Origin of the sequence: Streptomyces sp. NBC_01314 (assembly GCF_041435215.1) — a bacterium.
Classification (GTDB): Bacteria; Actinomycetota; Actinomycetes; order Streptomycetales; family Streptomycetaceae; genus Streptomyces.
In genome coordinates this window covers 1642568-1668028 of record NZ_CP108394.1, presented here as the reverse complement: position 1 = coordinate 1668028, position 25461 = coordinate 1642568, and the positions used below count along the sequence as shown (strand labels likewise).

Genomic DNA, 25461 nt, shown 5'->3' with positions numbered 1-25461 from the left:
CCAGGTGATCGGGTATTCGAAGACTGGGAGGTATGCGTAATGCAGAGCGCCGAAACAGTACTGAGTATCCTCCGTGATCGCGGTAGGCGTGGCCTGCCGTGCAATGAAATGTTCCGACAACTGTTCAATCCGCAGATGTATCTGATGGCCTACGGGCGCCTGTACTCCAACCATGGAGCCATGACGCCTGGGGTCGATGGAGAAACCGCAGACGGCATGTCGCTGGCAAAGATTGAACGCATCATCGACGCCCTGCGTCACGAGCGGTTTCGGTTTAAGCCAGCAAAACGGATCTACATCCCGAAGAAGAATGGGAAGCAGAGGCCGCTCGGCTTGCCTTCGTGGTCGGATAAGCTCGTCGGTGAAGTGGTCCGCCTCTTGCTGGAGGCGTACTATGAGCCGCGGTTTTCTGACCGTTCACACGGTTTCCGTCCCGGCAAGGGCTGTCACACTGCACTCAGCGAAGTGGCGGACCTTTGGACTGGCACGGCATGGTTCATTGAGGGTGATATATCAGACTGCTTTGGAAGCCTTGACCGCGAGGTCATGCTCTCGATGCTGGCTGAGAAAATCCACGACAACCGGCTCCTCCGGCTGATCGAACAGATGCTACAAGCCGGATATCTGGAGGATTGGGTATGGAACGAAACGCTCAGTGGAGCCCCACAGGGCGGTGTCGTTTCGCCGATCCTTTCCAATATTTACTTGGACCGGCTGGACAAGTTCATCGAAACAGTTCTGATACCGCAGTACACCAGAGGAGCTAGCAGGGCCAACAACCCTGCCTACGCAAGGGTACGAATGGCGGCGGTGCGCGCTCGAAAACGCGGCAATGTAACCGCAGCACGCGAGTTGCGTAAACAGCTACGGGGAACGTCCAGCAAGGATCCTCAGGATCCGGGCTACAGGCGACTCCGCTACTGCCGGTACGCCGACGACACCCTCCTCGGATTCGCCGGACCGAAGGTCGAAGCTGAGGAAATCAAGCAGCGTCTGGCACAGTTCCTTCGAGACGAACTCAAGTTGGAACTGAACCCGGACAAGACGCTGGTTACGCAAGCCCGTACCCGGGCAGCGTCTTTCCTTGGCTACGAGATCACTGTCCAGCACAGCGCGACCCGCCCGTCTGTTAACGGCAGCGTCGCTCTGCGCGTCCCACGACAAGTGATCAAATCCAAGTGTGTCCCCTACCTGAAGCACGGAAAACCCGAGCGCCGCACCGAGCTGTTCAACCGTGACGACCTCACGATCATCAGCACATACGGAGCGGAATATAGGGGTCTCGTCCAGTACTACCTGCTGGCCGGTGACGTCTGGAGACTGAGCCGGCTGAAATGGGTCGCACAGACCTCCATGCTCAAGACGCTTGCCGCCAAGCACCGTTCGACGGTGTCGGCGATGGCCCGCAAGTACAGGGCCAAGATCTCGACACCAGATGGACCACGGACATGCTACGAGGCCAGCATTCAACGAGCAGGCAGGAAACCACTGGTCGGAAGGTTCGGCGAAATCCCGCTGAAACGGCAGAAGAAGGCGGTACTACAAGACCGCCCGGTAGTCCGACCCGTTGCCCGCAAAGAGCTGATTACACGGCTCCGCCTGGGCAAGTGTGAACTGTGTGAGCAGATAGACCAAGTGGAAGTCCACCAGGTCCGAAAGCTCGCCGATCTCACCGAGTCCGGACGACCACAGCCCCCGTGGGCACAACACATGGCAAAGAAGCGGAGAAAAACCCTCGTGGTCTGCACCCGCTGTCATGAGGCCATCCATACGGGGCAACCCACCGCGCAATTCACGGAGTAGTCGCTGGAGAGCTACGTGCACCGAAAGGTGCCCGCGTGGTTCGGACCGGGGGCCGCTGGAGCAGGACCGTGGTAACACGGCACCTCGCCAGCGGCCTACCGGTGTTCGCCGATCCCGCTTTCCTGTTGGTCGCGTGGGACCGGGTGCGGGGGAACAAGGGAGCCAAGACGGCCGGGATCGACGGGCGCACTGCTTCGTCGATCGCATTGTCGGTTGGGGTCGATGAATTTGTCGACCGGGTGCGGGTCTCGCTCAGGGACCGCACTTTCCAGCCGATGCCGGTGCGGGAGCGGATGATCCCCAAGACGGGCGGCAAGTGGCGTCGTCTGGGGATCGCGACGATCACCGACCGGGTCGTGCAGGCATCTCTGAAACTGGTGTTGGAGCCGATTTTCGAGGCGGATTTCCTCCCGTGTTCTTACGGGTTTCGCCCGAACCGTCGGGCTCACGACGCGATAGCCGAGATCCGCCACCTCACCTCCCACTCCTACGAGTGGATCGTGGAGGGCGATATCAAAGCCTGCTTCGACGAGATCTCGCACCCCGCTCTGTTGGACCGGGTGCGTCTTCGGATCGAAGACAAACGCGTCCTTGCCCTGGTCAAGGCGTTCCTCAAGGCGGGCATCCTCGGAGAGGATCGCGTGCTGAGGGAGAACAACGCCGGTACCCCCCAGGGTTCGATCCTTTCACCGTTGCTCAGCAATGTGGCCCTCTCAGTCCTCGACGAGTTCATCGCCGACGGTCCGGGCGGTCCCTCGCTGACCAACGGCCGCAGGGCCAAGCGCCGGGCCCAAGGTCTGCCGAACTACCGTATTTCAAGGTACGCGGACGACTGGTGCCTGATGGTCTCGGGCACTCGGGCACACGCCGAGACTCTGCGCGATGAGATCGCCGCAGTTCTGAGCACGATGGGGTTGCGGCTTTCCGAGGAGAAGACCCTGATCACTCATATCGACGACGGCCTCGACTTCCTTGGCTGGCACATCCAGCGCCACCGCAAGCGAGGTACGGACAAGCACTACGTCTACAACTACCCGGCCAAGAAGTCTCTGACCTCGATCACCGGAAAGATCCGGACGTTGTGCCGACAGTCAACGCACCTGGAGTTCGATCACCTGTTGTACCAGCTCAACTCGGTGCTGCGGGGCTGGACCACGTACTTCCGAGCGGGGGTTTCCTCCGTCACGTTCTACTACCTGCACGCCTTCCTCTGGAAACGCGTCTGGTATTGGCTGCGGAGAAAGCACCCCCGCGCGACTTGGAAGGAATTGCGCCGCCGCTACTGCGGGGGCGGATGGTGGCCCAGCGGCCAGAAGGCAGTCCTCTTCGATCCGGAGAAAGTCACCACGCAGTGGTACCGCTTCCGAGGAACGAAGATCCCAAGCCCATGGCCGATCACCGGATGAGAAGAAGAACACGTCCCATCAGGACCTGTGGAGCGCCGGATGCGTTGAAAGGCGCACGTCCGGTGCGGGAAGCGGTTCGGGGAAACCTCTGGTGGAAACATCAGCATGGCGCCCCGGACCGACTTTCACTACAATCCCTGCCGCATCCAGAAACGCCTCGGCTACTCAGGTTGAACTCGTAGAGCCTGTGGGGTCGTGACGGTTCGTGATCCCTGCGGTACGACGGGATCGTGAGGTATGCGCAGAGGGGCGGGTATACGCCCGTCGAGCAGGAGAAGCGGGAACTGTTGAGGCTGGAGGCGGCCGAGCGGTTCGGGCGCGGTGATGAGGCCACGGTGATCGCGGCCGACCTGCGGGTCACGGAGCGCACGGTGCGGCGGTGGCGCAAGGTGTGGCGCGAGGGCGGGGTCGCGGCGCTGAAGTCGAAGGGGCCCGTGTCGCGGGAGCGGCTGTCGGTGCGGGAGTGGGACCGGCTGGAGGCGGAGCTGAAGCGGGGGCCTCTGGCCCACGGCTTCAGCGATGACCAGCGGTGGACGCTGGGCCGGATCAAGACCCTGATTGGCAGGCTGTTCCACAAGGGCTACACGATCCAGGGGGTGGCCAAACTGCTGAAACGGCACGGCTGGTCCTGCCAGGTCCCGGTGCGCCACGCGATCGAGCGCGACGAGGAAGCCATCGAGATGTGGAAGGACGAGGTGTGGCCGGAGTTAAAAGGACAGCGGCGGACCTGGGCGCCTACATCTGTTTCGAGGACGAGGCGGGCCAGGGGCTGAGGCCGCCGAAAGGCCGTACCTGGGCACCGCGCGGAGCACGCCCGGTGGTGCGGGTGCGGGGCCGGGGGAACGGCCGGGTCAACATCGCCGGCGCCGTCTGCTACCGGCCCGGCAGCCGCCCGCACTTCTTCTACCGGTTGCACGTCTACCACGGCCGCAAGGGTGAGCCGAAGACGTTCGCCTGGCACGAGTACCGTGACCTGATCATCACCGCCCACCAGCAGCTCAACGCCCCCCTGGTGTGGTGCTGGGACAACCTCAACGTCCACCTTGCCAAGGATCTCGCTGCCTTCGCCGAGGAACACGCGGACTGGTTACGGATCTTCCAGATGCCGTCCTACGCACCGGAGTTGAACCCCGCCGAAGGCGTGTGGTCGCTCCTCAAGCGCGCCATCGCCAACTTCGTCGCCCCCGACCTCAGCGGCCTCGTCCGCATCGTCAAACGCAAGCTGAAGAAGATCCAGTTCAGACCCCACCTGATCGACGGCTGCCTCGCCGGGACCGGACTGATCATCGAACCTTGGTGATCGCTCAGGCAGACACTACGAGTTCAACCTGAGTATCACAGCCCCATCGAGTTCGAGGAGAAACACTACGCCGACCAGGCAGCGGCCGAACAAGTGAACCTGAAACCACGTCGATCCGCCCTGACCAGCTGATCAGCCTCTCCCGCGCAGCGGGGGGAACCTCAGGCAGATGCCGACCGCGATCGGTGTGGGTCGCTTCAACGTTGTGATCGTCCTGGTTGATCTGCATGACGCCAACTGGATTCCTGACGGTGTCGAGGGCACGCGGTGCCGGGATGGTAGAGGGCTCGACGGCCCGAACACCGGCGCCGACTACCGAAGCCTGCTCAAAAACGACCTGCTACCCCTATGGGGCCCCGTGCCGCTGAGTGAGAACACACCCACGGGGATCGATGGGGAGTCGCTTGCGCGACTCCTTTCCGGGCGGGCGGCTGTCAGGCCTCGTCACGTCGCGCGGTCTGCAGGACTTTGTGGGTCACGGGAAAGATCGCGAAACCGGTCCGGTGGGCCAGGGTTCCCCACAGGCCCCGTGGAAGGTAGAGGGAGACGGCGATGGCGGCGGCGCCGATGACGACGAGGTACCAGACGCCGCTCTGGGCGAAGTACTTGTCGAGGAGGAAGTAGACGAGGGCGCCGATGACCGGGCCTTCGACGGTGCCGATGCCGCCGATGACGACCATGAAGATCATCAGGGCCGTGTACTGCACCCCGAAGATCTGTGAAGGCGAGGCCACCCCAAGGCTGTTGACGCAGATCACCGCTCCGGCGGCGGCGCAGCCGCCGGCCGCCGCGATGTAGATGATCCGCTTGCCACGCGTGACGTTCACGCCGAGCGAGCCGGCAGCGGTCTCGTCGTCTCGGATGGCCTGGAGATCCAGCCCGAGGCGGCTGCGCAGCGCCAGATACGTGCCCAGCACCGCCGCCGCCATCACGGCGAGGGCCAACCAGTAGGTGTACGCCTGCCGTAGCACCGGTTCGGCGGTGATGGTGGTGATGTTGCGGCCGCTCGCGGCACCGAGGGAGTCGAAGCGGACGACGATGAGGCGAACGACCTCGGCGATCACCCATGTCCCGACGGCGAAGTAGCCGCCGCGCAGCCGGAAGGCGATGTAGGACACCGGCCACGCGATCAGAGCGACGACCGCCGAGACGACGAGCGTGCCGGCGTAGACGTTGATTCCGTGGTCGTTGACGACGAACAGCGTGTACGCGCCGAGGCCGATGAAAGCCTGCTGGCCCATGGAGACCATGCCGGCGTATCCGGCGAGCAGGTTCCACATCGAGGCCAGGGCGATGAGGTAGCAGAGCTTCACCAGTTGGGTGGTGACGCCGTTGTCGACGACGTAGGGCAGGCTCGCCATGACCCCCAGGACGAGGAACGTCCCGGTCAGCCCGAGGACGGCGGCGCGGCCGCCGCGTCGGACGGCGGGGGGTACGGACGGGGCCACCGGGGCGTCGACGGCGGTGGTCTGGGCGGTCATGCGAGCACACTCCTGCCGAACAGGCCCTGCGGCCGGAAAACCAGAATCACCAGGAACACCAGATGCCCGGCGAGCAACGGCAGGTCGGGCGAGATCTGGGCGCCGACGGACTGCGCGATGCCCAGCACCATGCCGCCGGCGAGGGTGCCCCACAGCGAGCCGAGGCCGCCGATGATGACGACTTCGAAGGCGAACAGGACGTTGAGCTGGCCCTCGTACGGGGTCACTCCGCCCTGCCGCATGGTGTAGAGGGTGCCGGCCAGGGCGACGGTGGCGAAGGCGATGACACTGGTGAGGGCATAGACCTTGCGGTTGTCGACGCCCATCAGCCGGACGACGGCGCGGTCGTCGGCGGTGGCACGGACGATGCGGCCGGACTGGGTGCGGTAGAGGAAGACGTGCAGCGCGGCCAGGACGGCGACCGCCGCCACGACGGTGATCAGCGGGAACCAGCCGATGGCCAGGTCGCTGCCGACGCGGATGCTCGCGGTGCCGAGCGAGCCGATGTTGAGCGGTTTGGTGTCGTTGCTGAAGAGCTGGACAAGTACGTTGGGGATGATCACGGAGATGCCGAAGGTGACCATCAGGGGCGCGAACTCGCCGAGCCCCATGGCCCGGTCGAGCAGTGTCCGCTGGACGAGGTAGCCGAGGCCGCCGACGGCCGCCATCGAGACCAGCACGGTGAGCGCGACGGGGATGTGCAGGCTGACGGCGGCCACCGAGGCCACGTAGCCGCCGAGGATCATCAGGTCGCCGTGGGCGAGGTTGGCGACCCGCATCACCCCGAAGATCAGGGACAGGCCCGCTGCGGCCATGGCGAAGATGCCGCCGAGCAGCATGCCCTGTGCGATGGCGTTGAGCCACGTCATGGGGACGTCACCTCCAGGGTGCCGAAGTAGGCGGCCGTGACCTGCTCACGGGTCAGGTCGGCGGCCGGGGCGGTCAGGACGACGCGGCCCTCCAGGACGCAGGCGATGCGGTCGGCGACCGCGAAGGTGCGGGTCAGGTCCTGCTCCACGAGGACGACGGTGGTGCCCTCGGTGCGGATGCCGGGAAGCGCCGTGTAGAGCTGCTCGACGACCAGCGGCGCGAGGCCGAGCGACACCTCGTCGAGCAGCAGCAGGCGGGGGTTGCCCATCAGGGCGCGGCCGATGGCGACGGCCTGCTGCTCGCCTCCGGAGAGGCGGGCGGCCTTGCGGGTACGGCGGTCGGCGACGAGCGGCATCATCTCGTACACCTTCTTCAGGTCCCACGGGCCTTTGCGGCCGGTGGCGGCGCCGACCCGGAGGTTCTCCTCGACCGTGAGGGACGGGAAGAGCCGCCGCCCCTCGGGGACGAGGCCGATGCCCTTGCGGGAGCGGTGGATGTCGGGGAGGGCGGTGACGTCCTCCCCGTCGAAGCGGACGGTTCCGCTGAAGGGCTTGAGGGCCCCGGCGACGGTCCGCAGCAGGGTGGACTTGCCGGCGCCGTTGGCGCCGACAAGGGCGAGGAGTTCGCCTTCGGCGACGTCGAGGGTGATGCCGAAAAGAGCCTGGAAGTCCCCGTATCCGGCATCGATCGCGTCGAGGTGCAGCAGTGGGCTGCTCATACTGTCGTACCTCCCAGGTAGACCTCGGCGACCTCGGGGCTGGCGAGGACCTCGTGCGGGTCGCCGTCGACGCGGATGCGGCCGTATGCGAGGCAGACCAGCCGGTCCACGACCTGGACCAGGGCCTTGACGACGTGCTCGATCCACAGGATGGTCACGCCGGCCTCCTTCAGCGACAGGACGGTGCCGACCAGTTCGTCGGCCTCGCTCTCGGTGAGGCCGCCCGCGATCTCGTCGAGCAGGAGCAGTTCGGGGGCGGTGGCCAGGGCGCGGGCCAGCTCCAGGCGCTTGCGGCCGAGCAGCGGCAGGCCGCCGGCCGGCTTGTTGGCGACCGGGAGCATGCCGGTGGTCTCCAGCGCGGTGAGGGCCTGTTCGCGGGCGTGGGCCCCGCGCAGCCCGCCCCCGCGTTGGGCGCCGACCAGGACGTTCTCGAAGACCGTCAGATCCCCGAACGGGCGGGGGATCTGGAAGGACCGGCCGACCCCGAGCCGGCACCGTTGGGCGGCGGAGGCTCGGGTGACGTCGCGGCCCCCGAGCCGTACGGTGCCCCGGGTGACGGGTTCGACGCCCGAGATGGCGCTCAGCAGCGTCGACTTGCCGGCCCCGTTCGGGCCGACGATGCCGACGGCCTGGCCGCGCGGGACCGCCAGCTCGACGTCCTCCAGGACGTTGAGGGCCCCGAAGCTGACGGCCAGGTTCTCGACCTCCAGCAGCGGCTGGGGCACCGTCGCCGTCACAGCTCCCGGGCCTTGCCGTCGATCTTGGCCTCGGGGATCATCGTGTTGCCGACGATCTTCAGGTCGTACGCGCCGCCGCTGCCCTTGACCCACTGGGTGGTGACCACCGGGATGGCGGCGACGTTCTTGACCGGGTTGGCCGCGCCGCCCCCGGTCCAGTCGACGCGGCCGATGACCGTGTCCAGGCTGGTCTTCCCGAGCTGGGTGGCGACCGCCTTCTTGTCCTTGGGGTTCGCGTGCCGCAGGACGTCGCTCGCGATCTCGAACAGGGCGTGGTTGGGGCCGATCCCCTGGTTCCACCTGCGGCCCTTGGCCTCAGCGGACTTCTCGTAGCCGTCGGCGAGCTGCTGCGACGTCTGCCCGGTCAGGCTGGAGCTGAACGGGAACTGCGGCAGCCACCAGCTCACGGTGATCAGTCCGTCGCCCAGGCCGTTCGGCAGCGAGGCGACCGACGACTCGAAGAGGATGGCCTTGGCGACGGTGGCCACCTTCGGCTTGAAGCCCTGCTGGGCGGCCTGCGTCCAGAAGGTCGCGAAGTCCGGCGGCGTCGGCACACCCGCCAGGATCTGCACGCCTTCCTTCTTGAACGTCGCGATGATCGACGAGAAGTCCTTCGTCCCGTTCTCGTAGGCGCCCGGGTCGACGAAGGTGTAGCCCTTGGTCCCGGCCTGCGCGCGGTAGCCGGTCTTCTTGTCGCGGAACGCGCCGCCGTCGGCGTCGTTCGGCCACAGGACACCGACCTTCTTGTTGGTGTCGAACATCCGCCACGCGTCGCTCTCGCCGGTGACGACGTGCTCGATGCCGTCGAAGAAGTGGTACGTGTACGTGAACGTCTTCTGCGGGGTGCCGCCACGTCCGAAGAAGTACGCCTGCCAGGGCTCGATGGTCGAGATGCAGGGCACGCCCTCGCTCTCGCACTTGTTGGCGACCGGGTGCACGGTCTCCGGCGTCGACGTGACCAGCATCAGGTCCACGCCCCGCTGGGAGATCAGCTCGTTCGCGATCGTCGCCGCCTGCTGCGGGTCGGAGCCGGTGTCGCGGTCGAGGATCTGCACCTTGTAGGTCTTGCCGCCGTACTTGATGCCCTTGGCGAAGGCCGCTCTGGCCTGCTTGAGGATGTACTCGTCGGACTCGGTGAAGGCCGCGTACGCACCGGTGCGCGGGCTCACGTAACCGATCTTGATGACGTCGCCGGACGAGGATCCGGATCCTTTCAGGCCTCCGCTACAGGCGGCGATCAGCGGCGCGGCGCCCGCGGTGGCGGCGCCGAGCCCGAGGGCCCGCAGGACGGTTCGTCTGTTCGGCTGGTTCTTCGGCTGCTGCGCGGAGTGGTCCATGTGGTGACTCCTGGCTCCTTGTGACGGAGCGGTGAACGTAGGACTGCGCGGAGCCGGTGCACAGTGCATGGATTCGATATGAGAAACGGCGGCGACGCCGTTGTGAAACGGTGATGAAACGGGACCTGTTCGTCCGCGGTCTCTCCTTGCGAAACGGCTCCTTCACCAGCTGGGACCCCGCGTCTACGGTCCCGGCATGAACAGTGTTCGGCACGTGGAAGAGCTGCTCGCCCGCGCCGAGCGAACGGCCGGGCTGGGCGCCTTCGTCACGTTGTCCGCCGACCGGGCGCTCGCCGAGGCCCACGAGGCGGACCGCAGCTCGCCGCGTGGCCCGCTGCACGGCCTTCCGCTGGCCGTCAAGGACAACATCCACGTGGCCGGGCTGCCGAACACGGCGGGTTCCAGAGTGCTCGCGGACTTCGTACCCGCCCAGGACGCGGCAGCGGTCGCCCGGCTGCGCGAAGCCGGGGCGATCGTTCTGGGCAAGACGAACATGCACGAGCTGGCCTTCGGCGCGACCAGCGCGAACGGCCCGTTCGGCCCCGTACGCAACCCGGCGGATCCGGACCGTTTCGCCGGCGGGAGCAGCGGCGGCACGGCGGCGGCGATCGCCTGCGGAGCCGCACCGGCGGGCCTGGGGACCGATACCGGAGGCTCGGTGCGCATCCCGGCCGCGCTGACCGGCATCGCCGCCCTGCGACCGACCGCCGGCCGCTATCCGGGCACAGGGGTCACCCCGCTGTCCCGGACGACCCGCGACACGGTCGGCCCCATGGCGCCGACCGTCACCGTCCTGGCCCTCCTCGACGCGGTACTGGCCGCCGATCCGGCCCCTGCCGAACCGCCGCCCGCCCGTGACGTCACGCTCGCCGTCCCCGAGCACCACTTCACGGAGCCGCTGCATGCGCACACCGCCGCCGTCTGGGGGCACAGCCTGGACGTGCTGCGCCGCGCCGGGGTCCGGCTGGTTCCCGTACGGCTCGCGGACGTCGAGACAGCCGAAGAGCTGGCTGGATTCCCCATCACCCTGTACGAGGCCGCCCGGCAGCTGCCGGGGTATCTACGGAAGGCCACCGGACGCGACCTCGCCGACTGTCTGTCCCTGATCACCGACCCGGACGTCCGCACCGTCCTGGCCGAGGTCGTCCTCGACGGAGCCCCGAGGGCAGTCACTCCGGTGGAGTACGAGGCCGCGCTGCGGGTCCGCGAACGGGTGTTGGTCGAGGGCTACCGGCGGATCTTCCGGACGTCGGGCGCCGACGCGCTGCTGTTCCCCACCACACCGCTGCCCGCCGGGCTGATCGGCGAAGAGACCGTCCGGGTTCGGATCGGCGGCAGCCTCAGGCCGACATTCCAGACATACATCCGCAATACGGGACCGGGCAGCATCGCCGGCCTGCCCGGCATCACCGTGCCGGCCCTTCCCCGGCCACCGCTGGGAGGCGCCCCCGTTCCGGACCAGGCACTGCCGGTCGGCCTGGCCCTCGACGGGGCCTGGGGTACCGACCGGAAGCTGCTGGGCCTCGGCATGCTGCTGGAACAGCTCCTGAGAGCAGAAGCAGAAGCAGAAGGAGACCGGACACGGACATGACCGACGCCGTCAGGAGGTTCAGAGCCGCCGCCGTCCAGGCCGAGCCCGTGTGGCTCGACGCCGCTGGGGTGTGGCGAAGACCGTCGACCTCATCGCCGAGGCGGCCCGGGGCGGCGCCGCGATCATCGCCTTCCCGGAGGTGTGGATCCCGGGCTCCCCGCACTTCCTGTGGCTGGGACCGGTGGCCGGCCAGGTCCCCTTCGTCGGCCGCTGCCATGCCAACGCCCTGACGGTGGACGGCCCCGAGCCGACCGCCATCCGCCGGGCCGCCCGCAGTCATGGCATCACCGTCGCCCTCGGCTACAGCGAGAAGTCGTACGGCAGCCTCCACATCAGCCGGACGGTGATCGCCTCCGACGGCAGCGTGCTCCTGCACCGCCGCAAGCTCAAGCCCACCCACGTCGAGCGCGCCCTCTTCGGCGAGGTGACGGCAGCGACCTCAAGGTCGTCGACTCCCCCTGGGGCGGCTCGGCGCTCTCCACCGCGCCGAGCACGTCCAGCCGCTCAGCGAGTACGCCCCGTACGCGCAGGGCGAGGAACTCCACATCGCCTCCCGGCCCTGCTTCGGCCTCGCCGCGACTTCGCCCACCAGCTCAGCGCCGAGGCCAACACCGCCGCCACCCAGGTCTACGCCATCGAAGGCGGCTCCTTCGTCCTCATGGCGACCCAGGTGATCAGCCCGGCCGGCATCGACCTGTTCGCCACCACGGACGAGCAACGCCGCCTGCTGTCCGCCGGCGGCGGCTGTTCCCGGATCCACCGACCGGACAGCCGCATGATCACCAAGGAGCTGGACGAGGGCGAGGAGGGGCTGGTCCACGCCGGCATCGACCTCGACGCGATCGTCATCGCGAAGAACGCGTACGACCCGGCCGGTCACCACGCGCGCCCCGACGCGACCTACCTGGTCCACCATCGCGAGCCACGCCGAGCGGTCGTGCCGGGAGACCGAGGCAACCTTCTCCTAGCTGGAGGGTTCGGAAGGCGCGTAAGGTGCCGGTATGGGCGAAGCGCGAGGAAGCGGCAGCGAACCGGGCGAGCCGGATGCCCCCAAGCCCTCCGTTCAGACCCTGGACCGGGGGCTGCGGCTGCTTGAGCTGATCGCGCTGTCGCACGAGCCGCTGGCGCTGGCCGAGCTGAGTCAGCGGATGGGGCTGCACCGGTCGATCATCTACCGCCTGCTGCGCACTCTCCAGGACCACCGCCTGATCGCGCACACCCCGCAGGGATACGTGCTCGGCACGCGCGCCCAGTCACTGGGCCGCCGCACGCTCCCCGTACTCCAGCGGATCGCCAAACCCGAGATCGCCAAGCTCGCCGCCCGCGTCGGGCTGACCGCGTTCTTCGTCGTCCGCGACGGTGACGAGGCGGTCACTCTCGTCTCCGTCGAGGTGGAGAGCGCCCGCTCCCGCTCCGTCTACACCCCAGGTGACCGGCACCCCCTCACCCTCGGCTCTCCCGGCATCGCCATGCTCGCCGCCGAACCCCCGCGCGCCGACGAACGCCCCGAGATCACCCGGGCCCGCGCCGCCGGCTACGCCACCAGCCGCAGCGAGGTCGTCCTCGGCCTCGGCTCCCTCGCCGCCCCTGTCGTCTCACCCTCCGGCAACGCCGTCGCATCCGTCTCCATCGTGTACACCGTCGAACGCCCAGGTCACGCCGAGATCGAGGCCGTCCTCGACACCGCTCGGGTGATCACCGGGCGTCTGCACACGGCTCTGTCCACGGGGGCGGTCCTGCCGGGCGTCGGCTGACCCTTTCCCCTACCGCCGCTCTCGCCCCTCGCGGGCGCTTCGCCCGCTCAGGACGGCTGTGCCGGGCTCTCCCCCACCCTTCGGGCCGGGAGGTGCACCCTCCGCCTTGCCGGGGCACACGCCCGTGCCGGGTTCAGGGGGCAGCCCCGCGAACGCACCACGCCGCGGTCCGAGGCGGAGCCCATTGTTGAGCGGAGCCCGTTGTTGAGGGGAAGGCGAGGCGTTCGCGGGGATCTCGCATAGCGAACTCGCCTGTGGTCCGACGACGGGGGCCGCGCCTAGCGTCGCGTTCCGAAGTCCGAAAGGGGGACCGCGTGGCAACAGCCGGAACGGCCCGGACGATCAAGGACTCGACCTTTGAGGTCCTGCGCCAGTACGGACTCACAACGCTGTTCAGCAATCCGGGTTCGACAGAGGTCGGCTTCCTCGCCGACCTGCCGGCCGATATCGAGTTCGTCCTCGCACTGCACGAGGGTTCGGTGGTTGGTATGGCCACCGGATACGCGCTGAAGAGCGGTCGGCCGGCGCTGGTGCTGCTGCACACGACCGCCGGGTACGGCAACGCCGTGAGCGCGCTGGCGACCGCGCGGGCGAACCGGGCGCCGCTGGTGGTGATCGTCGGCCAGCAGGACCGGCGGCACCTCGCCCATGAGCCGTTCCTGGCCGGGCGGTTGGACGGGCTGGCCGGGGAGTACCCGGTGTGGCAGCACACCCCGGCGCGGGCGCAGGACGTGCCGGGTGCCATCGCCCGGGCGTGGCACGAGGCGCGGAACGGCCGGGGCCCGGCGGTGGTGGTCGTACCGATGGACGACTGGCATGCCGAGGCGGACCCGGACGCGGTCCTGGCCGCACCGGCGGCACTGCACGGGACCCGCAGCGCCGACGGCCCGGCGGTCGACGCACTCGCGGAGATGCTGCGCGGGGCCACCGCACCGTGCCTGGTGGCGGGCGCCGGGAACGACTCGCCGGAGGGGTGGGGGAGCCTGACGGCGCTGGCGGAACGGCTGGACTGCCCGGTGTGGCAGGAGTCGTTCGGGGCCCGGGCAGGCTTCCCGCAGGATCACCGGCTCTTCGCCGGGCACCTGCCCTCGGCCCGGTCGGGGCTGCGGGCGGCGCTGGCCGGGCACGACGCCGTACTGGCCGTGGGGGCACCGGTGTTCCGGCAGTATCCGTACGAGCAGGGCACCTTCGTGGCACCCGGTACCCGGCTCGCCGTGATCACCGACGACCCGGAGGAGGCCCACCGCAGCCCGGTGGAGCTGGCGGTGCTGGCCGACCCGGCTGACACCGTGCGGCGTCTGACCGTCGCGCTTCCCGCCGCCACGGGCACGCCCCGGCCGCCCATGAGGAGCCTGGCACCGCCTGCCCCGCCCGCCGACGGCGAGCCGCTGCGCGCGGCGCACGTGCTGGCGGCCCTGGCCGACCGGCTCGCCCCGGACGCGGTGGTCGTGGAGGAGACCCCGTCCAGCCGGCCTGACCTGCACGCGCTGCTGCCCGCCCGCGCCCCGTTCGGCTTTCTCAGCGCCGCCATGGGGGGCCTCGGCTTCGCGATGCCGGCCGCGATCGGCGTACGGATGGCGGATCCCGGGCGGCCGGTGGTGGCCGTCATCGGCGACGGGTCGTCGCTGTACTCGGTCCAGGCGCTGTGGAGTGCCGCGCACTACGGCACCGGCGTGCTGTTCGTCATTCTGGCCAACGGCCGATACGCGATCATGGACCGCCTCTCGGAACGCGCGGGCTCGGCCGCCCCCGCCTGGCCGGCGTTCGGCGAGTTGAGCGTGTCGGGACTGGCGCGCGGGCTGGGCTGCCCGGCCGAGCGGGTCGACAGCCACGCCGCCCTGCTGTCCGTACTCGACAAGGTGCTGCCGGACCTCGCCGGGCGGCAGAAGCCGCTGGTGCTCGAAGTGGCCGTCGAGGCCGATCCCGAATTCCGTTCGTAGGAGACAGATACATGATGAAGGTCGTCATCATCGGGGGCGCGGGCGGCATCGGCTCGTCCGCCGCGTTCAACCTGCTGTCCGCGCCGGGCACGTACGAGATCGTCCTGGTCGACACCAGGCCCAACATGATCACCAGCCATGTGATGGACCAGGAGAACGCGCTCGCGCTCGGCGCGACGCCCGACACCGTTCGCGGCGGCACGCCCGAGGACACGCTCGACGCGGACGTCGTCGTGCTCAGCGCCGCCGTACCGCTGCGGCTGAACTCCTCGCGGTCGGTCTTTCTCGCCGACAACGCGGCGATCGTCGGTCAGTGCTTGCGGCCCTTGAAGGATTCCGGCTTCGGCGGTGTCGTACTGATGCTGACCAATCCCGTGGACGCGCTCATGACCTGGGTGCACCGGCAGGGCTGGCTGCCTCGGCACCGGCTGATCGGCTACACGCTCAACGACAGCCTGCGCCTGCGCACCGGTATCGCGTATGCCCTGGGCATCCACCCCAGGAACGTCGACGCCTGGATGATCGGCGAGCACGGCGAGGGCCAGGTCCCGCTCTACAGCCGGATCACCGTCGGCGGCGAGCCCGTCGTCCTCACCACCGAACAGCGGGCAGCGGCCGAGGAGTACGCCGACAACTGGTACGCCCGGCATGTGGCGCTCGACTCGGGCCGTACCTCCACCTGGACCACTGGACTGGGCACCGCGCGGCTGATCGAAGCCATCGCGACCGACAGCGGGACCGTCCTGCCCGCGTCGGTCGTCCTGGACGGTGAGTACGGAGTGCACGGGGCGAGTCTCGGTGTGCCCGTGGAGCTGGGCCGCGACGGGGTACGCCGGGTTGTCGAGTGGGACCTCACGCCCGGCGAACTGCACGACATGCAGCAGGCGGCCGTACGAGTGGAGGCCACCGTGGCCGACCTGGACGACGTGTCCGCCGCCCGCTGAACGCCCCCCTCGGACGCGAAGCGACTCGCACCGACTCGCACCGACTCAAGGAGCAGTCGCAGTGACCGACCGGATATGCCGTGGGCGTCGATGCCTCGTTCGAGGTGGTCGGATCCGAGATCGCCCTGCGCACCTGCCTGGCCGCGACCCGACGCGGAGGGGCGGGTCGTCCTCGTCGACCCAGCGGCACACCGTACCGGGGCACCAGCCCCCCACCCACCCACCCGCCGACCGAACGGAAAGACAAAGATGACCACCGGACTCGTCCCCGACCTCTTCGCCGGCCAGTGCGTCCTGGTGACCGGAGGCACCTCCGGCATCGGCGCGGCCACCGCCGACCTGCTCGCCGAACTCGGAGCCGAGGTGCACGCCCTCGGGCTGCCGCCGGCCGACGTCGACGAACTGCCTCGCCACAAGCGAGTCGACATCGTGGAGCAGGACGTCACGGACCGGGACGGCCTCGTCGGCCGGATCGCGGCCTACGACCGTATCGACCACCTCGTCGCCTGCGCCGGGCTCAGCCGGGACCGCGACGAATACGACCTCGGATGGTGGGACCAGGTGCTGGAGGTCAACCTCACCTCGGCCATGGTCGCGTGCCAGGCGGCACGCCCGCTGCTCGCCAGCCAGGGCGGCAGCATCGTCACCGTCTCGTCGATGTTCGGTTTCTTCGGCAGCCGAGACAGGCCGGCCTACAGCGCCAGCAAGGGCGGCGTCTCCCAGCTGACCCGGTCCCTGGCTGCCGAGTACGCCGCGGACGGCATCCGTGTGAACGCGGTGGCACCGGGCTTCGTCACCACTCCGCTTGCCCGCGGTCTGCTCGACGACCCTGACGCCGCGCAGGCAGTGCTCGCGAGAGTCCCGCTCGGACGGTTCGGCCGGCCGCAGGAGATCGCGTCAGTGATCGCCTTCCTGTGCTCGCCCGCCGCCTCCTACGTCAACGGCGCGGTCCTCCCGGTCGACGGCGGCTACCTGGCCGTCTGAACCGTCCGGTACGCCGGAGTACGGCGCGCCCTCTCTGGACCGCTTTCACCCGGCCGCACTGGTCCGAGGGCCGGGCCTCTGGCTGCGGCCCATGACGCGGGTGCGGCACCGGAGTACGCTCAAGGCCGGCGGGAGAGGCAGGCGCCGCCGACGGCCCTCACGTCAGAGCAGGCGTCACGGCTCAGTTCGCTCACTCTCCTGCCGGTGGCTGTACTCACCCCGGCGCGGCAGCGAGTTGTTGTCGCCCCGGTATACCGGCCCCCGACCACACCGTTGTCGGATGTAGGGGTCGGAAAGGAGACTCAGGTGACCGTACCCATCGTCTCCCGTGTGTCCACGCAGTCGGTCGATCCGGCGGATCGTATCGACTTCTGGGAGGAACACAACCGACGGGCGCTGGTGGGCTTGACCTGCTCTTCCTACTCGGAGCAGGGTCTGCTGGCCACGGAGACGAACATCGAGCTGGGTGATCTGCGACTGGCCGAGATCTCCGGCAACGAACACGTCATCGAGCGGACTCCGCGGACGTGTCAGGCGCTGCCGAAGGACTCCGTCTTCGTCTCGTTGCTGACAGCGGGCCGCGGGGTGTTCTTCCACGAGGGCGGCTGCCACACCCTGCAGACGGGCGACCTGATCCTCTATGACACGCGCCGGTCGTACCTGTTCGGGTTTCCCACCCCGATGCGCCAGCTGTTGGTGGACATCCCCCGCGAGGTGTTCGCCACGCGGTGCGCCTCCGGCGACGTGTCGGCGCCGATGCTGCTCGGCAGGGGGTCGGCGGTCGAGGGTGCGCTCGCTTCCGCGCTGCAGGCGGTACTGGCCGGCTGGGCCACGGGGCCGGAGAGCGATGACTCGATCAGCACCCAGGACACTGTGCTGGACCTCGTCCGTACGCTGGCCGCACCCAGGCTGGATGGTGGTTCCGCGCCGCCTGCCGCACTCTCCCAGCTGGCCGTGGCCAAGGACTTCATAGACCGGCACCTGGCCGACCCCGGGCTGAGCGCAGGGCGGGTGGCCGAGGCGATCGGAGTGTCGGCCCGGCACCTCAGCCGTATCTTCCAGCCGACCGGGGTGAGCCCCTCCCGCCACATTCTCGAACAGCGGCTGGACAAGGCCCGGCAGGCGCTCGCCGATCCCGGCTCACGCCATCTGACGATCGCCGATGTCGCCCATCGCTGGGGCTTCGCCAGCCAGGCTCACTTCACCCGGGTCTTTCGGAGCCGTTTCGGCCGGACTCCTGGCAAGACGCGCCCGTTCCTCATGTGAAGGCGGTAGCCGCGGCGCCTTCGGCACCGTCCGGCCGGACCGCCGGACCGCCGGACCGCCGGACCCGGATCTGGTGGTCAGCGCGTCGAACGCCGGTGACCCTGTGGGTGCCAGTAGCCCGAGTTGTCTCACTTGGGTGCAGATCTGATGACCGCATGTGCTCGATCGAGGTGAACTCCCGCCCGTGCCAGAACGAGTCACGGACATTGATTGTCGGGTCGTAAAGGCCGGGCTTGTCGACGCCGGTCTTCAAGTTGTCCGGCACCAGCCGGCGCGGGACGCCGTCGAAGTAACGGAAGGCCGCGACGTGCGCCTCGGTCCACGCGTGCTGGTCCAGGTGCAGGACCGGCCGCACGAACATGTGCCGTGAGCAGGGCAGCACCATCACGAACGCCCCGTCGCTCGGATATTGACTTCCAAGCAGAAAAGAAGCCTTTGCTCGCACGTTTGTCATGCGGGGGTGCTCTGCGTGTTTCGTAGCGGTGCCGTCTGCGGTGCGCGACCATACGGACGCCGACATCACATTCATCGGCATGGTGCGTGGAATCACCGATCAGAAAGAAGGAAGACGTGTCCGGTAGCGAAAGCGAGAACCCGGCAATCGCCTCTCCGACCCCCACGCCGACTCGGCCCAGGACGAACCGGGACTGGTGGCCGAATCAGCTGGACCTTCAAATTCTCCACCAACACTCGTCCCGCTCCAATCCGATGGACGAGGACTTCGACTACGCGAGAGAGTTCGCGACCCTCGACCTCGACGCACTGAAGCAGGACGTCTTCGACGTGATGACGACGTCACAGGAATGGTGGCCTGCCGACTACGGCCACTACGGGCCGCTCTTCATCCGGATGAGTTGGCACGCCGCGGGCACGTACCGTATCGCCGACGGCCGGGGCGGTGGCGGCAGCGGCGCTCAGCGCTTCGCCCCCCTGAACAGTTGGCCGGACAACGCGAGCCTCGACAAGGCGCGCCGTTTGCTGTGGCCGGTCAAGCAGAAGTACGGACAGAAAATCTCCTGGGCCGACCTTCTGGTTTTCGCCGGTAACTGTGCCATGGAATCGATGGGATTCAAGACGTTCGGGTTCGGATTCGGGCGAGAGGACATCTGGGAACCCGAGGAGATCTTCTGGGGGCCCGAGGACATCTGGCTCGGAGATGAGCGCTACAGCGGCGACAGGGAACTCGCCGGCCCCTTCGGTGCCGTGCAGATGGGACTGATCTACGTCAATCCGGAGGGGCCCAACGGAAACCCGGATCCGATGGCCGCCGCCCGGGACATTCGCGAGACATTCGCGCGCATGGCGATGAACGACGAGGAGACGGTCGCGCTCATCGTCGGCGGCCACACCTTCGGCAAGTGTCATGGTGCGGTCGATCCCACGTACATCGGCCCGGAACCCGAGGCCGCACCCGTCGAGCAACAGGGTCTCGGCTGGTGGAACACGTACGGCGGCGGCAAGGGCACCGACGCGCTCACCAGTGGGCTCGAGGGCGCATGGACCTCCGAGCCGACCCGGTGGGACAACGGGTACCTGGACAACCTGTTCAGGTACGAGTGGGAGCTGACGACGAGCCCCGCCGGTGCCAAGCAGTGGACTCCCACGGATCCTTCGGCCAAGGGCACGGTGCCCGATGCTCATGATCCGTCGAGGAGGCACGCTCCGATGATGCTGACGACGGACCTCGCGCTGAAGCTGGATCCGGTCTACGGCCCGATCTCGAAGAGCTTCCACGAGAACCCGGACAACCTCGCGGAAGGCTTCGCCAAGGCGTGGTACAAGCTGTTGCACCGCGACATGGGACCCGTCACGCGCTACCTCGGCCAGTGGGTTCCCGAGCCGCAACTGTGGCAGGACCCCGTCCCCGAGGTCGATCACGAACTCGTCGTGGCCGAGGACGTCGCCGCTCTCAAGAGCAGGATCGTAGACTCGGGGCTGTCCATCTCCCAGCTGGTCACCACCGCTTGGGCGTCGGCGGCGAGCTTCCGCGGCACCGACAAGCGGGGCGGGGCCAACGGGGCACGGATTCGCCTCGCGCCGCAACGGGACTGGGAGGTCAACCACCTGCCCGAGGTGGCCGAGGTGCTGCGGAAGCTGGAGCAGATCCAGCAGGACTTCAACCGCTCACATGCCGGCGGCACGAGGGTCTCGCTCGCCGACCTCATCGTCCTGGGCGGGTGCGCGGCCGTCGAGCAGGCCGCGAAGAACGCCGGTTACGACATCACGGTCCCGTTCGCGCCGGGACGCACGGACGCCTCGCAGGAACAGACCGACGTGGAGTCCTTCGCCGTGCTGGAACCCAGGGCCGACGGATTCCGGAACTACGTCCGCGCGGGAGAGAAGCTGTCGCCGGAGACCCTCCTGCTGGACCGCGCCAACCTGTTGACGCTGACCGCCCCCGAGATGACGGCACTGATCGGCGGCATGCGGATCCTGAAAACCGGATACAAGCGATCCTCGCACGGCGTCTTCACTCACCGGCCGGAGACACTGACCAACGACTTCTTCGTCAACCTGCTCGACATGGGCACGGAGTGGAAGGCGTCGACTTCGGACGAGAACGTGTTCGAAGGCCGGGATCGCGCCACGGGCGAGTTCAAGTGGACCGCCACCGCGGTCGACCTCATCTTCGGATCACACTCTCAGCTCCGAGCCGTCTCGGAGGTCTACGCGTCCCAGGACGCGGGACACAAGTTCGTGCGTGACTTCGTGGCCGCGTGGGACAAGGTGATGACCCTCGATCGGTTCGACCTGGTCTGAACCCGATGTCCGGGCGAGGGGCAGGGACACTGGTTCCCCAGAGCTCCCGCAGCGCCTCTATGGCGGGCACGCGTGCTCCACACAGCACGCGGGCCCGCCGAGCCCAGAAGGCCACTCACACCAACCGGCCCCGGTCGTCAATTCTCCTGGAGCACGGAGAGAACGTTCCCGGCCGGGTCGGTGAACCACGCGATCGCCGCAGGACCGCCGCCACCGACACGGACGATGCCCTTCTCGTCGTGGTCGAATTCGCTGTAGCGCTCAACGTTCACGCCGCGCCGCTCCAGTTCACTGACGGCGGCCTCGATGTCGTCCACGGGGAAGTTGAGAAGCGTGAACGTCGCGGGGGTGTGCGTCTCCTTCGGATAGACGAAGACACGCGCGCCGCTGCCGAGTGTGAGGGTCAGCATCCTCATGTCCCCCTCCCCGGTCTCCTCGACCTGGAGACCGAGAGTCTCACCGTAGAACCTGCGGGCCTCGCCGAGGTCGTCGACCGCGAAGCCGCTGAACGCCTGCGACTGTCCGAACATGCCGTGTGTCTCCTTCACGGGTGAGCCAGCACAGGATCTCAGGGCACACCACACGGACCACGGCCAACGGCACGCCACGCGGTCGACGCCCGGATGGTCGTGCGCCCTTCACCCGCACGAAGCGATGGCCGGCCGCCCCGCCTGTGCTCCGTAGACGGACAGTCACCGGAGCCGATCACCATCGACCTCCTTGGGCACGCGGACGTGGAGACGACGAAACGGCACTACCTCGCGCCCGTCGCGCGTCTGCGACCGGAGTCGATCCTCGCGGTCGCCGAGAGCACCGATGAGGACAAGGACGTCGAGGACCTGGACGGTGTCTTCGCCCGGCTGGCCCGGGAGACGGCCGCCATCCAGGACAACGACCCCCTCGTCGCGGCCGCATGACCGGGCGGGGGCGGAAGCCGTCCTGCCGCCGGTCGGCCACCGCGTCGAGCCGCCGGCCCCGGAGAGCTTGGTGGTGACGGTTATCAACCGGGCCGGGCACCGCAGGACATTCGACTTCACTGGTCTCCCTGTCGCCGAGGCGACGCGGCGGCCCCTGGCGGCCTCCTTCGCTGCGCAGTCCCGCCGCTGGAACACGCACGGCACCGCACTGAGCTACGGGTGGTCAGGTGGCCTTGCAGCCGGCGTTCACACACCCGGGCAAGGCGCGAATCCGGATCCGGCCGACTCTCAGAACGTCATCCCACTCCGCCCCTGACCAGTTGAGCGAAGCCCCCTGCCGGCTGCCCGCCCGCTCTCAACCCGACAGGTCAAACAAGCGGTGGATGAACTCGCGGACGGCCGGCTCGCGCCGCCAGGGGGCGAGGGCCGTGTTGAAACTCGCGGACGTAGTCCTGGCCCGGGAGGACTGGACGCGGGTGAGGATGTCGACGGCCCCGTTCCTCAGCTCGAGACTGTGGTCAGCAGCTTATGCGGGGACACGTCCGGAGACGGTGACGCCGGCCTGGCGGAAGTCCTCAAGGGTGGCTGCCGTGGTGTCCTGGGCGACACCGACGGAGTAGTCCAGGCGTACGCGTGCCCGGAAGCCGGCCTTCACCGCGTCCAGCGCGGTCGCGCGTACGCAGTGGTCGGTGGCGATACCTACCACGTCGACGGCCTCCACTCCGCGCTCACGGAGCCAGTCGGCCAGAGAGGTGCCCTGTTCGTCGGCGCCTTCGAAGCCGCTCTTGGAGGCGCTGTGCGCGCCTTTGAAGAAGACGGCGTCGACCTTGCCGCTGGTGACGGCGGGGGCGAAGTTGGGGTGGAACTCGCCGCCTTCGCCTCCGGCTACGCAGTGGACGGGGAAGCTGTCCTTGAAGTCCGGGTGTTCGGAGAAGTGGCTGCCCGGATCGATGTGATGATCGCGGGTAGCCACGACGTACTCATAGTTACGCCCCGCACTGCGCTCGACCAGGTCCGCGATGGTCGAGGCGATCCGCGCACCTCCCGCGACGGGCACGCTGCCTCCCTCACAGAAGTCTTTCTGCACATCCACGATGATCAAGCCTCGGCTCGTCACGAACACCTCCAGATCGGTGGCACAGGAAAGGAACCCTTCGGGAATCCTTCCGATGCCGGCCGAGCATCGTCGCCGATTCCGGACAAGTTACGCCGAACGGATGATTTTGGGGAGCGAGGCAGCATGTACGCCGTCGTGGCGTCGGGCACCTGGTGCTGCACGGATACACCTCAGTGAGCGCCTCCGCTATGGGCCGTCGGCGCGGTGGGCCGCCCGGTTCTAGCGGGCGACAGCGTGTGCGTGCGCTTCGTCGAGCAGTTGTCGCAGTCTTGAAGCGGTGGGTGCGACGGCGGTGGTGAGCAGTGCCGGGCCGCCTGCCAATGGTGCGAGGACAGCGCACCCGTCCTCGGCGCCTTCGCCGAGCAGGACGACATCTCGTCGGACGTCGAGGCGCGGATCCACGATGAGGAGTTGGCCGACGGCGCGGTGTCCGTTCAGGATGGCCGGGCCGTCCCAGCCAGGTTCTGGAGCCCCGTAGGCCGTGTGCTGGTCGAGTAGTGGGCGTCCGGCGCGGTGGACCAGGATCCGGGTGACGAGGTGGCCTGGTTCCTCGTCGGCCCGGCCCAGGAGCTGTTCTTCTCGCAGCACCAGGTGTGAGGTGGCGGCGAGTTCGACGGTGTATGTCTGGTGCAGGTTGCTGCCGGCGGCGCTGATCAGGGGCTGTGGTAACCAGCGCAGACGGGCGTGTTCTCCGATGGTGAGGCGTACGTCGTAGGTGGCCGCGTCGGTGGTGGGGCCGCGCAGGGCGAGTGTGGCGGCGGCCGTGGTGATCTCCAGCTCGGCCCGGTCCTCGGCGGTGATGTCGAGGGTGAGCCGGTCGCCACCGAGCGGGGCGCTCATCGCGCCGATGATGCCCACTGTGGTGGCGTTACCGTGAGTGCGCAGGCGCCGCAGGTGGAAGGGGCCGTCGCTCTGCAGTTGCGGGAGGGTGGTGACGCGTCCGTTGTGCGCGGCGCGGATCCGGGCCGTGGCAAGTACGCCGTCGGGGTGTCCGGCGGGCTCCTGGGTGCCAGATGGGGGAAGGCCGGGGCCGGACGTGGTTCGAGCGGGGATGAGCTGGGGGGAGGGGCTCATACGGTTGCCCCGGCGCGCCACTGGGTGAGGTGGCCGGTGACCCAGTCGGCGACTTCGCGGATGCCGTTGTCACAGGTGAGGCTGGTGAAGATGACGGGGAGGTCGCCGCGCTGTCGTTTCGCGTCGCCGGCCATGGTGTCAAGGTCGGCGCCGACGTGCGGGGCGAGGTCGGTCTTGTTGATGATGAGGAGATCGGCGGTGGTGATGCCGGGGCCGCCCTTGCGAGGGATGTCGTCGCCGCTGGCTACGTCGATGACGAAGATCTGAAAGTCGGCGAGGCCTTTGGAGAAGGTGGCGGTCAGGTTGTCGCCGCCCGACTCGATGAGTACGAGGTCGAGAGGGTCGAGGGTTGCTTCCAGTTGCTCGACGGCTTCCAGGTTCGCGGAGATGTCGTCGCGGATCGCGGTGTGGGGGCAGGCGCCGGTCTCGACGGCGGTGATGCGCTCGGGCGGCAGGACGGCTTCGCGCCGCAGGTACTCGGCGTCCTCGCGGGTGTAGATGTCGTTGGTGACAACGGCGATGCACCAGCGGTCGCGCAGGGTGCGGCACAGCGCGGCGACGGTCGCGGTCTTGCCCGAGCCGACGGGGCCGCCCAGGCCGACGCGCAGGGCACGGCGGCTGCCGTCGGGTCGGGCCACCGAGACGCTGGGGGTGTGCTCGTGAGGCAGAGAGTGGTCGAGGTGCATGGCAACTCCGTCGAAAGACTCAAGTGTGGTTGTTGGTCGTCAGGAGGCGAAGAGACGGGCGGTCCAGGCGGCGTGCTGCTCTGCGGTGATGTCCAGCAGGGGTGAGGAGGCCGACGGCAGGGCGTCGAGGCCCTCGGTCATGGCGCGGGCTGCGGCGTCGGCTGCGGCTTGGGCGACGTCGTCGGTCTCGGGGCCGAGGCGGGCCAGCAGCCCGGAGGCATCGAGCGGGTCGAGGCTCAGCAGGCGCACCGCCGCGGTGGCCGGGCCGCCGACGTTCTCATAAGCGGCGGCGTAGGCGGCGTCCAGCGGGGTGAGCCCGGCGGCGCGGGCGGCGAGGCCCAGGACGACGGGTTGGTGGGCGCCCTGGGGACGTGCAGCGGCCAGGTGTTCGAGTGCGTCGGAGGGGAAGGTGGCGCGGGCCGCGCGCATCATCTGCCGGCCGAGCCTGCGGGCGACGGCGCGCAGTGCGGGGGCGGGGGTGCGTGCGTCGGCGGCGTCGTCGAGCAGCAGCGGGTCGTATCCGCCGGCGGCTGCGGCGGCGAGTCCTGCCGTGGTCAGGCCGGTGGTGTGCAGACGCCCGCGGCAGAACGCCTCCAGGCCGGGGGTGTCGTGGACGGCTTGGTGGGCGACGGCGGCCTCGACGCCGCCGGAGTGGGCGTGCCCGCCGGCGGGGAAGCGGCCGTCGGCCAGGAGGAGCAGGGCTGCGCGGCTCATGGGTGAGCGGCTGCCTTTCGCAGGATGGTGATGCGGCGGCCCGGGCGGACACATCAAGTCCG

At 68.6% G+C, this 25461-nt stretch carries 23 protein-coding genes and 1 pseudogene; 13 read left to right on the top strand and 11 right to left on the bottom strand.

The window, feature by feature from the left end; all coding sequences use genetic code 11:
- The first annotated feature begins 39 nt into the window (after positions 1-39).
- The 4 genes from OG622_RS07350 to OG622_RS07335 all read left to right on the top strand — a co-directional run bounded on the left by OG622_RS07350 (position 40) and on the right by OG622_RS07335 (position 4509).
- Complete coding sequence (locus OG622_RS07350; RefSeq protein WP_371574201.1) at positions 40-1803, top strand: reverse transcriptase domain-containing protein; 1764 nt, start codon at positions 40-42, stop codon at positions 1801-1803.
- Between the two features lie 101 nt (positions 1804-1904).
- Positions 1905-3209, top strand: a complete 1305-nt coding sequence (gene ltrA, locus OG622_RS07345) for a group II intron reverse transcriptase/maturase (protein WP_371574200.1) — start codon at positions 1905-1907, stop codon at positions 3207-3209.
- A gap of 230 nt (positions 3210-3439) precedes the next feature.
- Positions 3440-3982 carry a winged helix-turn-helix domain-containing protein gene (locus OG622_RS07340; RefSeq protein WP_371572540.1) on the top strand — a complete coding sequence of 181 codons (543 nt, stop codon included), beginning with the start codon at positions 3440-3442 and terminating at the stop codon, positions 3980-3982.
- Positions 3907-4509: a transposase gene (locus OG622_RS07335; protein ID WP_371572542.1), complete on the top strand. Its 603-nt coding sequence runs from the start codon at positions 3907-3909 to the stop codon at positions 4507-4509. The genes OG622_RS07340 and OG622_RS07335 overlap by 76 nt, the downstream gene beginning before the upstream one ends.
- Positions 4510-4943: 434 nt before the next feature.
- Here the strand turns inward: OG622_RS07335 and OG622_RS07330 are convergent, their stop codons facing one another.
- From OG622_RS07330 to OG622_RS07310, 5 genes are read right to left on the bottom strand one after another with little or no spacing between them, the layout of a single operon-like run.
- The gene (locus OG622_RS07330) at positions 4944-5990 is read right to left on the bottom strand and encodes a branched-chain amino acid ABC transporter permease (protein WP_371574199.1); all 1047 of its coding nucleotides are present in this window, start codon (positions 5988-5990) and stop codon (positions 4944-4946) included.
- Positions 5987-6859, bottom strand: a complete 873-nt coding sequence (locus OG622_RS07325) for a branched-chain amino acid ABC transporter permease (RefSeq protein ID WP_371574198.1) — start codon at positions 6857-6859, stop codon at positions 5987-5989. Before OG622_RS07325 ends, OG622_RS07330 begins: the two co-directional genes overlap by 4 nt.
- Complete coding sequence (locus OG622_RS07320) at positions 6856-7578, bottom strand: ABC transporter ATP-binding protein (RefSeq protein ID WP_371574197.1); 723 nt, start codon at positions 7576-7578, stop codon at positions 6856-6858. The genes OG622_RS07325 and OG622_RS07320 overlap by 4 nt, the downstream gene beginning before the upstream one ends.
- Positions 7575-8315 (bottom strand): ABC transporter ATP-binding protein, encoded by a 741-nt coding sequence (locus OG622_RS07315; RefSeq protein ID WP_371574196.1) that lies wholly within the window; start codon positions 8313-8315, stop codon positions 7575-7577. The genes OG622_RS07320 and OG622_RS07315 overlap by 4 nt, the downstream gene beginning before the upstream one ends.
- Complete coding sequence (locus OG622_RS07310; RefSeq protein ID WP_371574195.1) at positions 8312-9652, bottom strand: ABC transporter substrate-binding protein; 1341 nt, start codon at positions 9650-9652, stop codon at positions 8312-8314. Before OG622_RS07310 ends, OG622_RS07315 begins: the two co-directional genes overlap by 4 nt.
- 196 nt (positions 9653-9848) lie before the next feature.
- Between OG622_RS07310 and OG622_RS07305 the strand changes: the two genes are divergently transcribed.
- The 7 genes from OG622_RS07305 (at position 9849) to OG622_RS07275 (ending at position 18131) form a co-directional block, all read left to right on the top strand.
- Positions 9849-11243 (top strand): amidase family protein, encoded by a 1395-nt coding sequence (locus OG622_RS07305; RefSeq protein ID WP_371574194.1) that lies wholly within the window; start codon positions 9849-9851, stop codon positions 11241-11243.
- 70 nt (positions 11244-11313) lie between these two features.
- Positions 11314-12339 (top strand): nitrilase-related carbon-nitrogen hydrolase, encoded by a 1026-nt coding sequence (locus tag OG622_RS07300; RefSeq protein WP_371574193.1) that lies wholly within the window; start codon positions 11314-11316, stop codon positions 12337-12339.
- Positions 12245-12997, top strand: coding sequence for an IclR family transcriptional regulator (locus OG622_RS07295; RefSeq protein WP_371574192.1), 753 nt, complete (start codon positions 12245-12247; stop codon positions 12995-12997). Before OG622_RS07300 ends, OG622_RS07295 begins: the two co-directional genes overlap by 95 nt.
- Before the next feature lie 314 nt (positions 12998-13311).
- Positions 13312-14937 carry a thiamine pyrophosphate-dependent enzyme gene (locus OG622_RS07290; protein ID WP_371574191.1) on the top strand — a complete coding sequence of 542 codons (1626 nt, stop codon included), beginning with the start codon at positions 13312-13314 and terminating at the stop codon, positions 14935-14937.
- An 11-nt stretch (positions 14938-14948) separates the two neighbouring features.
- The gene (locus OG622_RS07285; RefSeq protein WP_371574190.1) at positions 14949-15881 is read left to right on the top strand and encodes a malate dehydrogenase; all 933 of its coding nucleotides are present in this window, start codon (positions 14949-14951) and stop codon (positions 15879-15881) included.
- 249 nt (positions 15882-16130) lie between these two features.
- Positions 16131-16865 (top strand): SDR family NAD(P)-dependent oxidoreductase, encoded by a 735-nt coding sequence (locus OG622_RS07280; RefSeq protein WP_371574189.1) that lies wholly within the window; start codon positions 16131-16133, stop codon positions 16863-16865.
- Positions 16866-17171: 306 nt separating this feature from the next.
- Positions 17172-18131: a helix-turn-helix domain-containing protein gene (locus tag OG622_RS07275; RefSeq protein WP_371574188.1), complete on the top strand. Its 960-nt coding sequence runs from the start codon at positions 17172-17174 to the stop codon at positions 18129-18131.
- 145 nt (positions 18132-18276) lie between these two features.
- Here OG622_RS07275 and OG622_RS07270 read toward each other — a convergent pair.
- Positions 18277-18525, bottom strand: a pseudogene (locus OG622_RS07270) (IS21 family transposase); the annotation flags it as partial.
- A 176-nt stretch (positions 18526-18701) separates the two neighbouring features.
- On the opposite strand from OG622_RS07270, the gene katG reads away from it, so the two are divergent.
- A complete protein-coding gene (gene katG / locus OG622_RS07265) occupies positions 18702-20891 on the top strand; it encodes a catalase/peroxidase HPI (RefSeq protein WP_371574187.1) in 2190 nt (729 codons plus the stop codon).
- Between the two features lie 137 nt (positions 20892-21028).
- Here the strand turns inward: katG and OG622_RS07260 are convergent, their stop codons facing one another.
- A complete protein-coding gene (locus tag OG622_RS07260; RefSeq protein ID WP_371574186.1) occupies positions 21029-21421 on the bottom strand; it encodes a VOC family protein in 393 nt (130 codons plus the stop codon).
- Between the two features lie 204 nt (positions 21422-21625).
- On the opposite strand from OG622_RS07260, the gene OG622_RS07255 reads away from it, so the two are divergent.
- Positions 21626-21808 carry a hypothetical protein gene (locus OG622_RS07255; protein ID WP_371574185.1) on the top strand — a complete coding sequence of 61 codons (183 nt, stop codon included), beginning with the start codon at positions 21626-21628 and terminating at the stop codon, positions 21806-21808.
- Between the two features lie 526 nt (positions 21809-22334).
- Here the strand turns inward: OG622_RS07255 and OG622_RS07250 are convergent.
- The 4 genes from OG622_RS07250 to OG622_RS07235 all read right to left on the bottom strand — a co-directional run bounded on the left by OG622_RS07250 (position 22335) and on the right by OG622_RS07235 (position 25399).
- Positions 22335-22931, bottom strand: a complete 597-nt coding sequence (locus tag OG622_RS07250; protein WP_371574184.1) for an isochorismatase family protein — start codon at positions 22929-22931, stop codon at positions 22335-22337.
- 213 nt (positions 22932-23144) lie between these two features.
- Positions 23145-23999: an urease accessory protein UreD gene (locus OG622_RS07245; RefSeq protein WP_371574183.1), complete on the bottom strand. Its 855-nt coding sequence runs from the start codon at positions 23997-23999 to the stop codon at positions 23145-23147.
- Positions 23996-24685 carry an urease accessory protein UreG gene (gene ureG, locus OG622_RS07240; RefSeq protein ID WP_371574182.1) on the bottom strand — a complete coding sequence of 230 codons (690 nt, stop codon included), beginning with the start codon at positions 24683-24685 and terminating at the stop codon, positions 23996-23998. Before ureG ends, OG622_RS07245 begins: the two co-directional genes overlap by 4 nt.
- A gap of 39 nt (positions 24686-24724) precedes the next feature.
- Positions 24725-25399 (bottom strand): urease accessory protein UreF, encoded by a 675-nt coding sequence (locus tag OG622_RS07235; protein WP_371574181.1) that lies wholly within the window; start codon positions 25397-25399, stop codon positions 24725-24727.
- Positions 25400-25461: the final 62 nt, after the last annotated feature.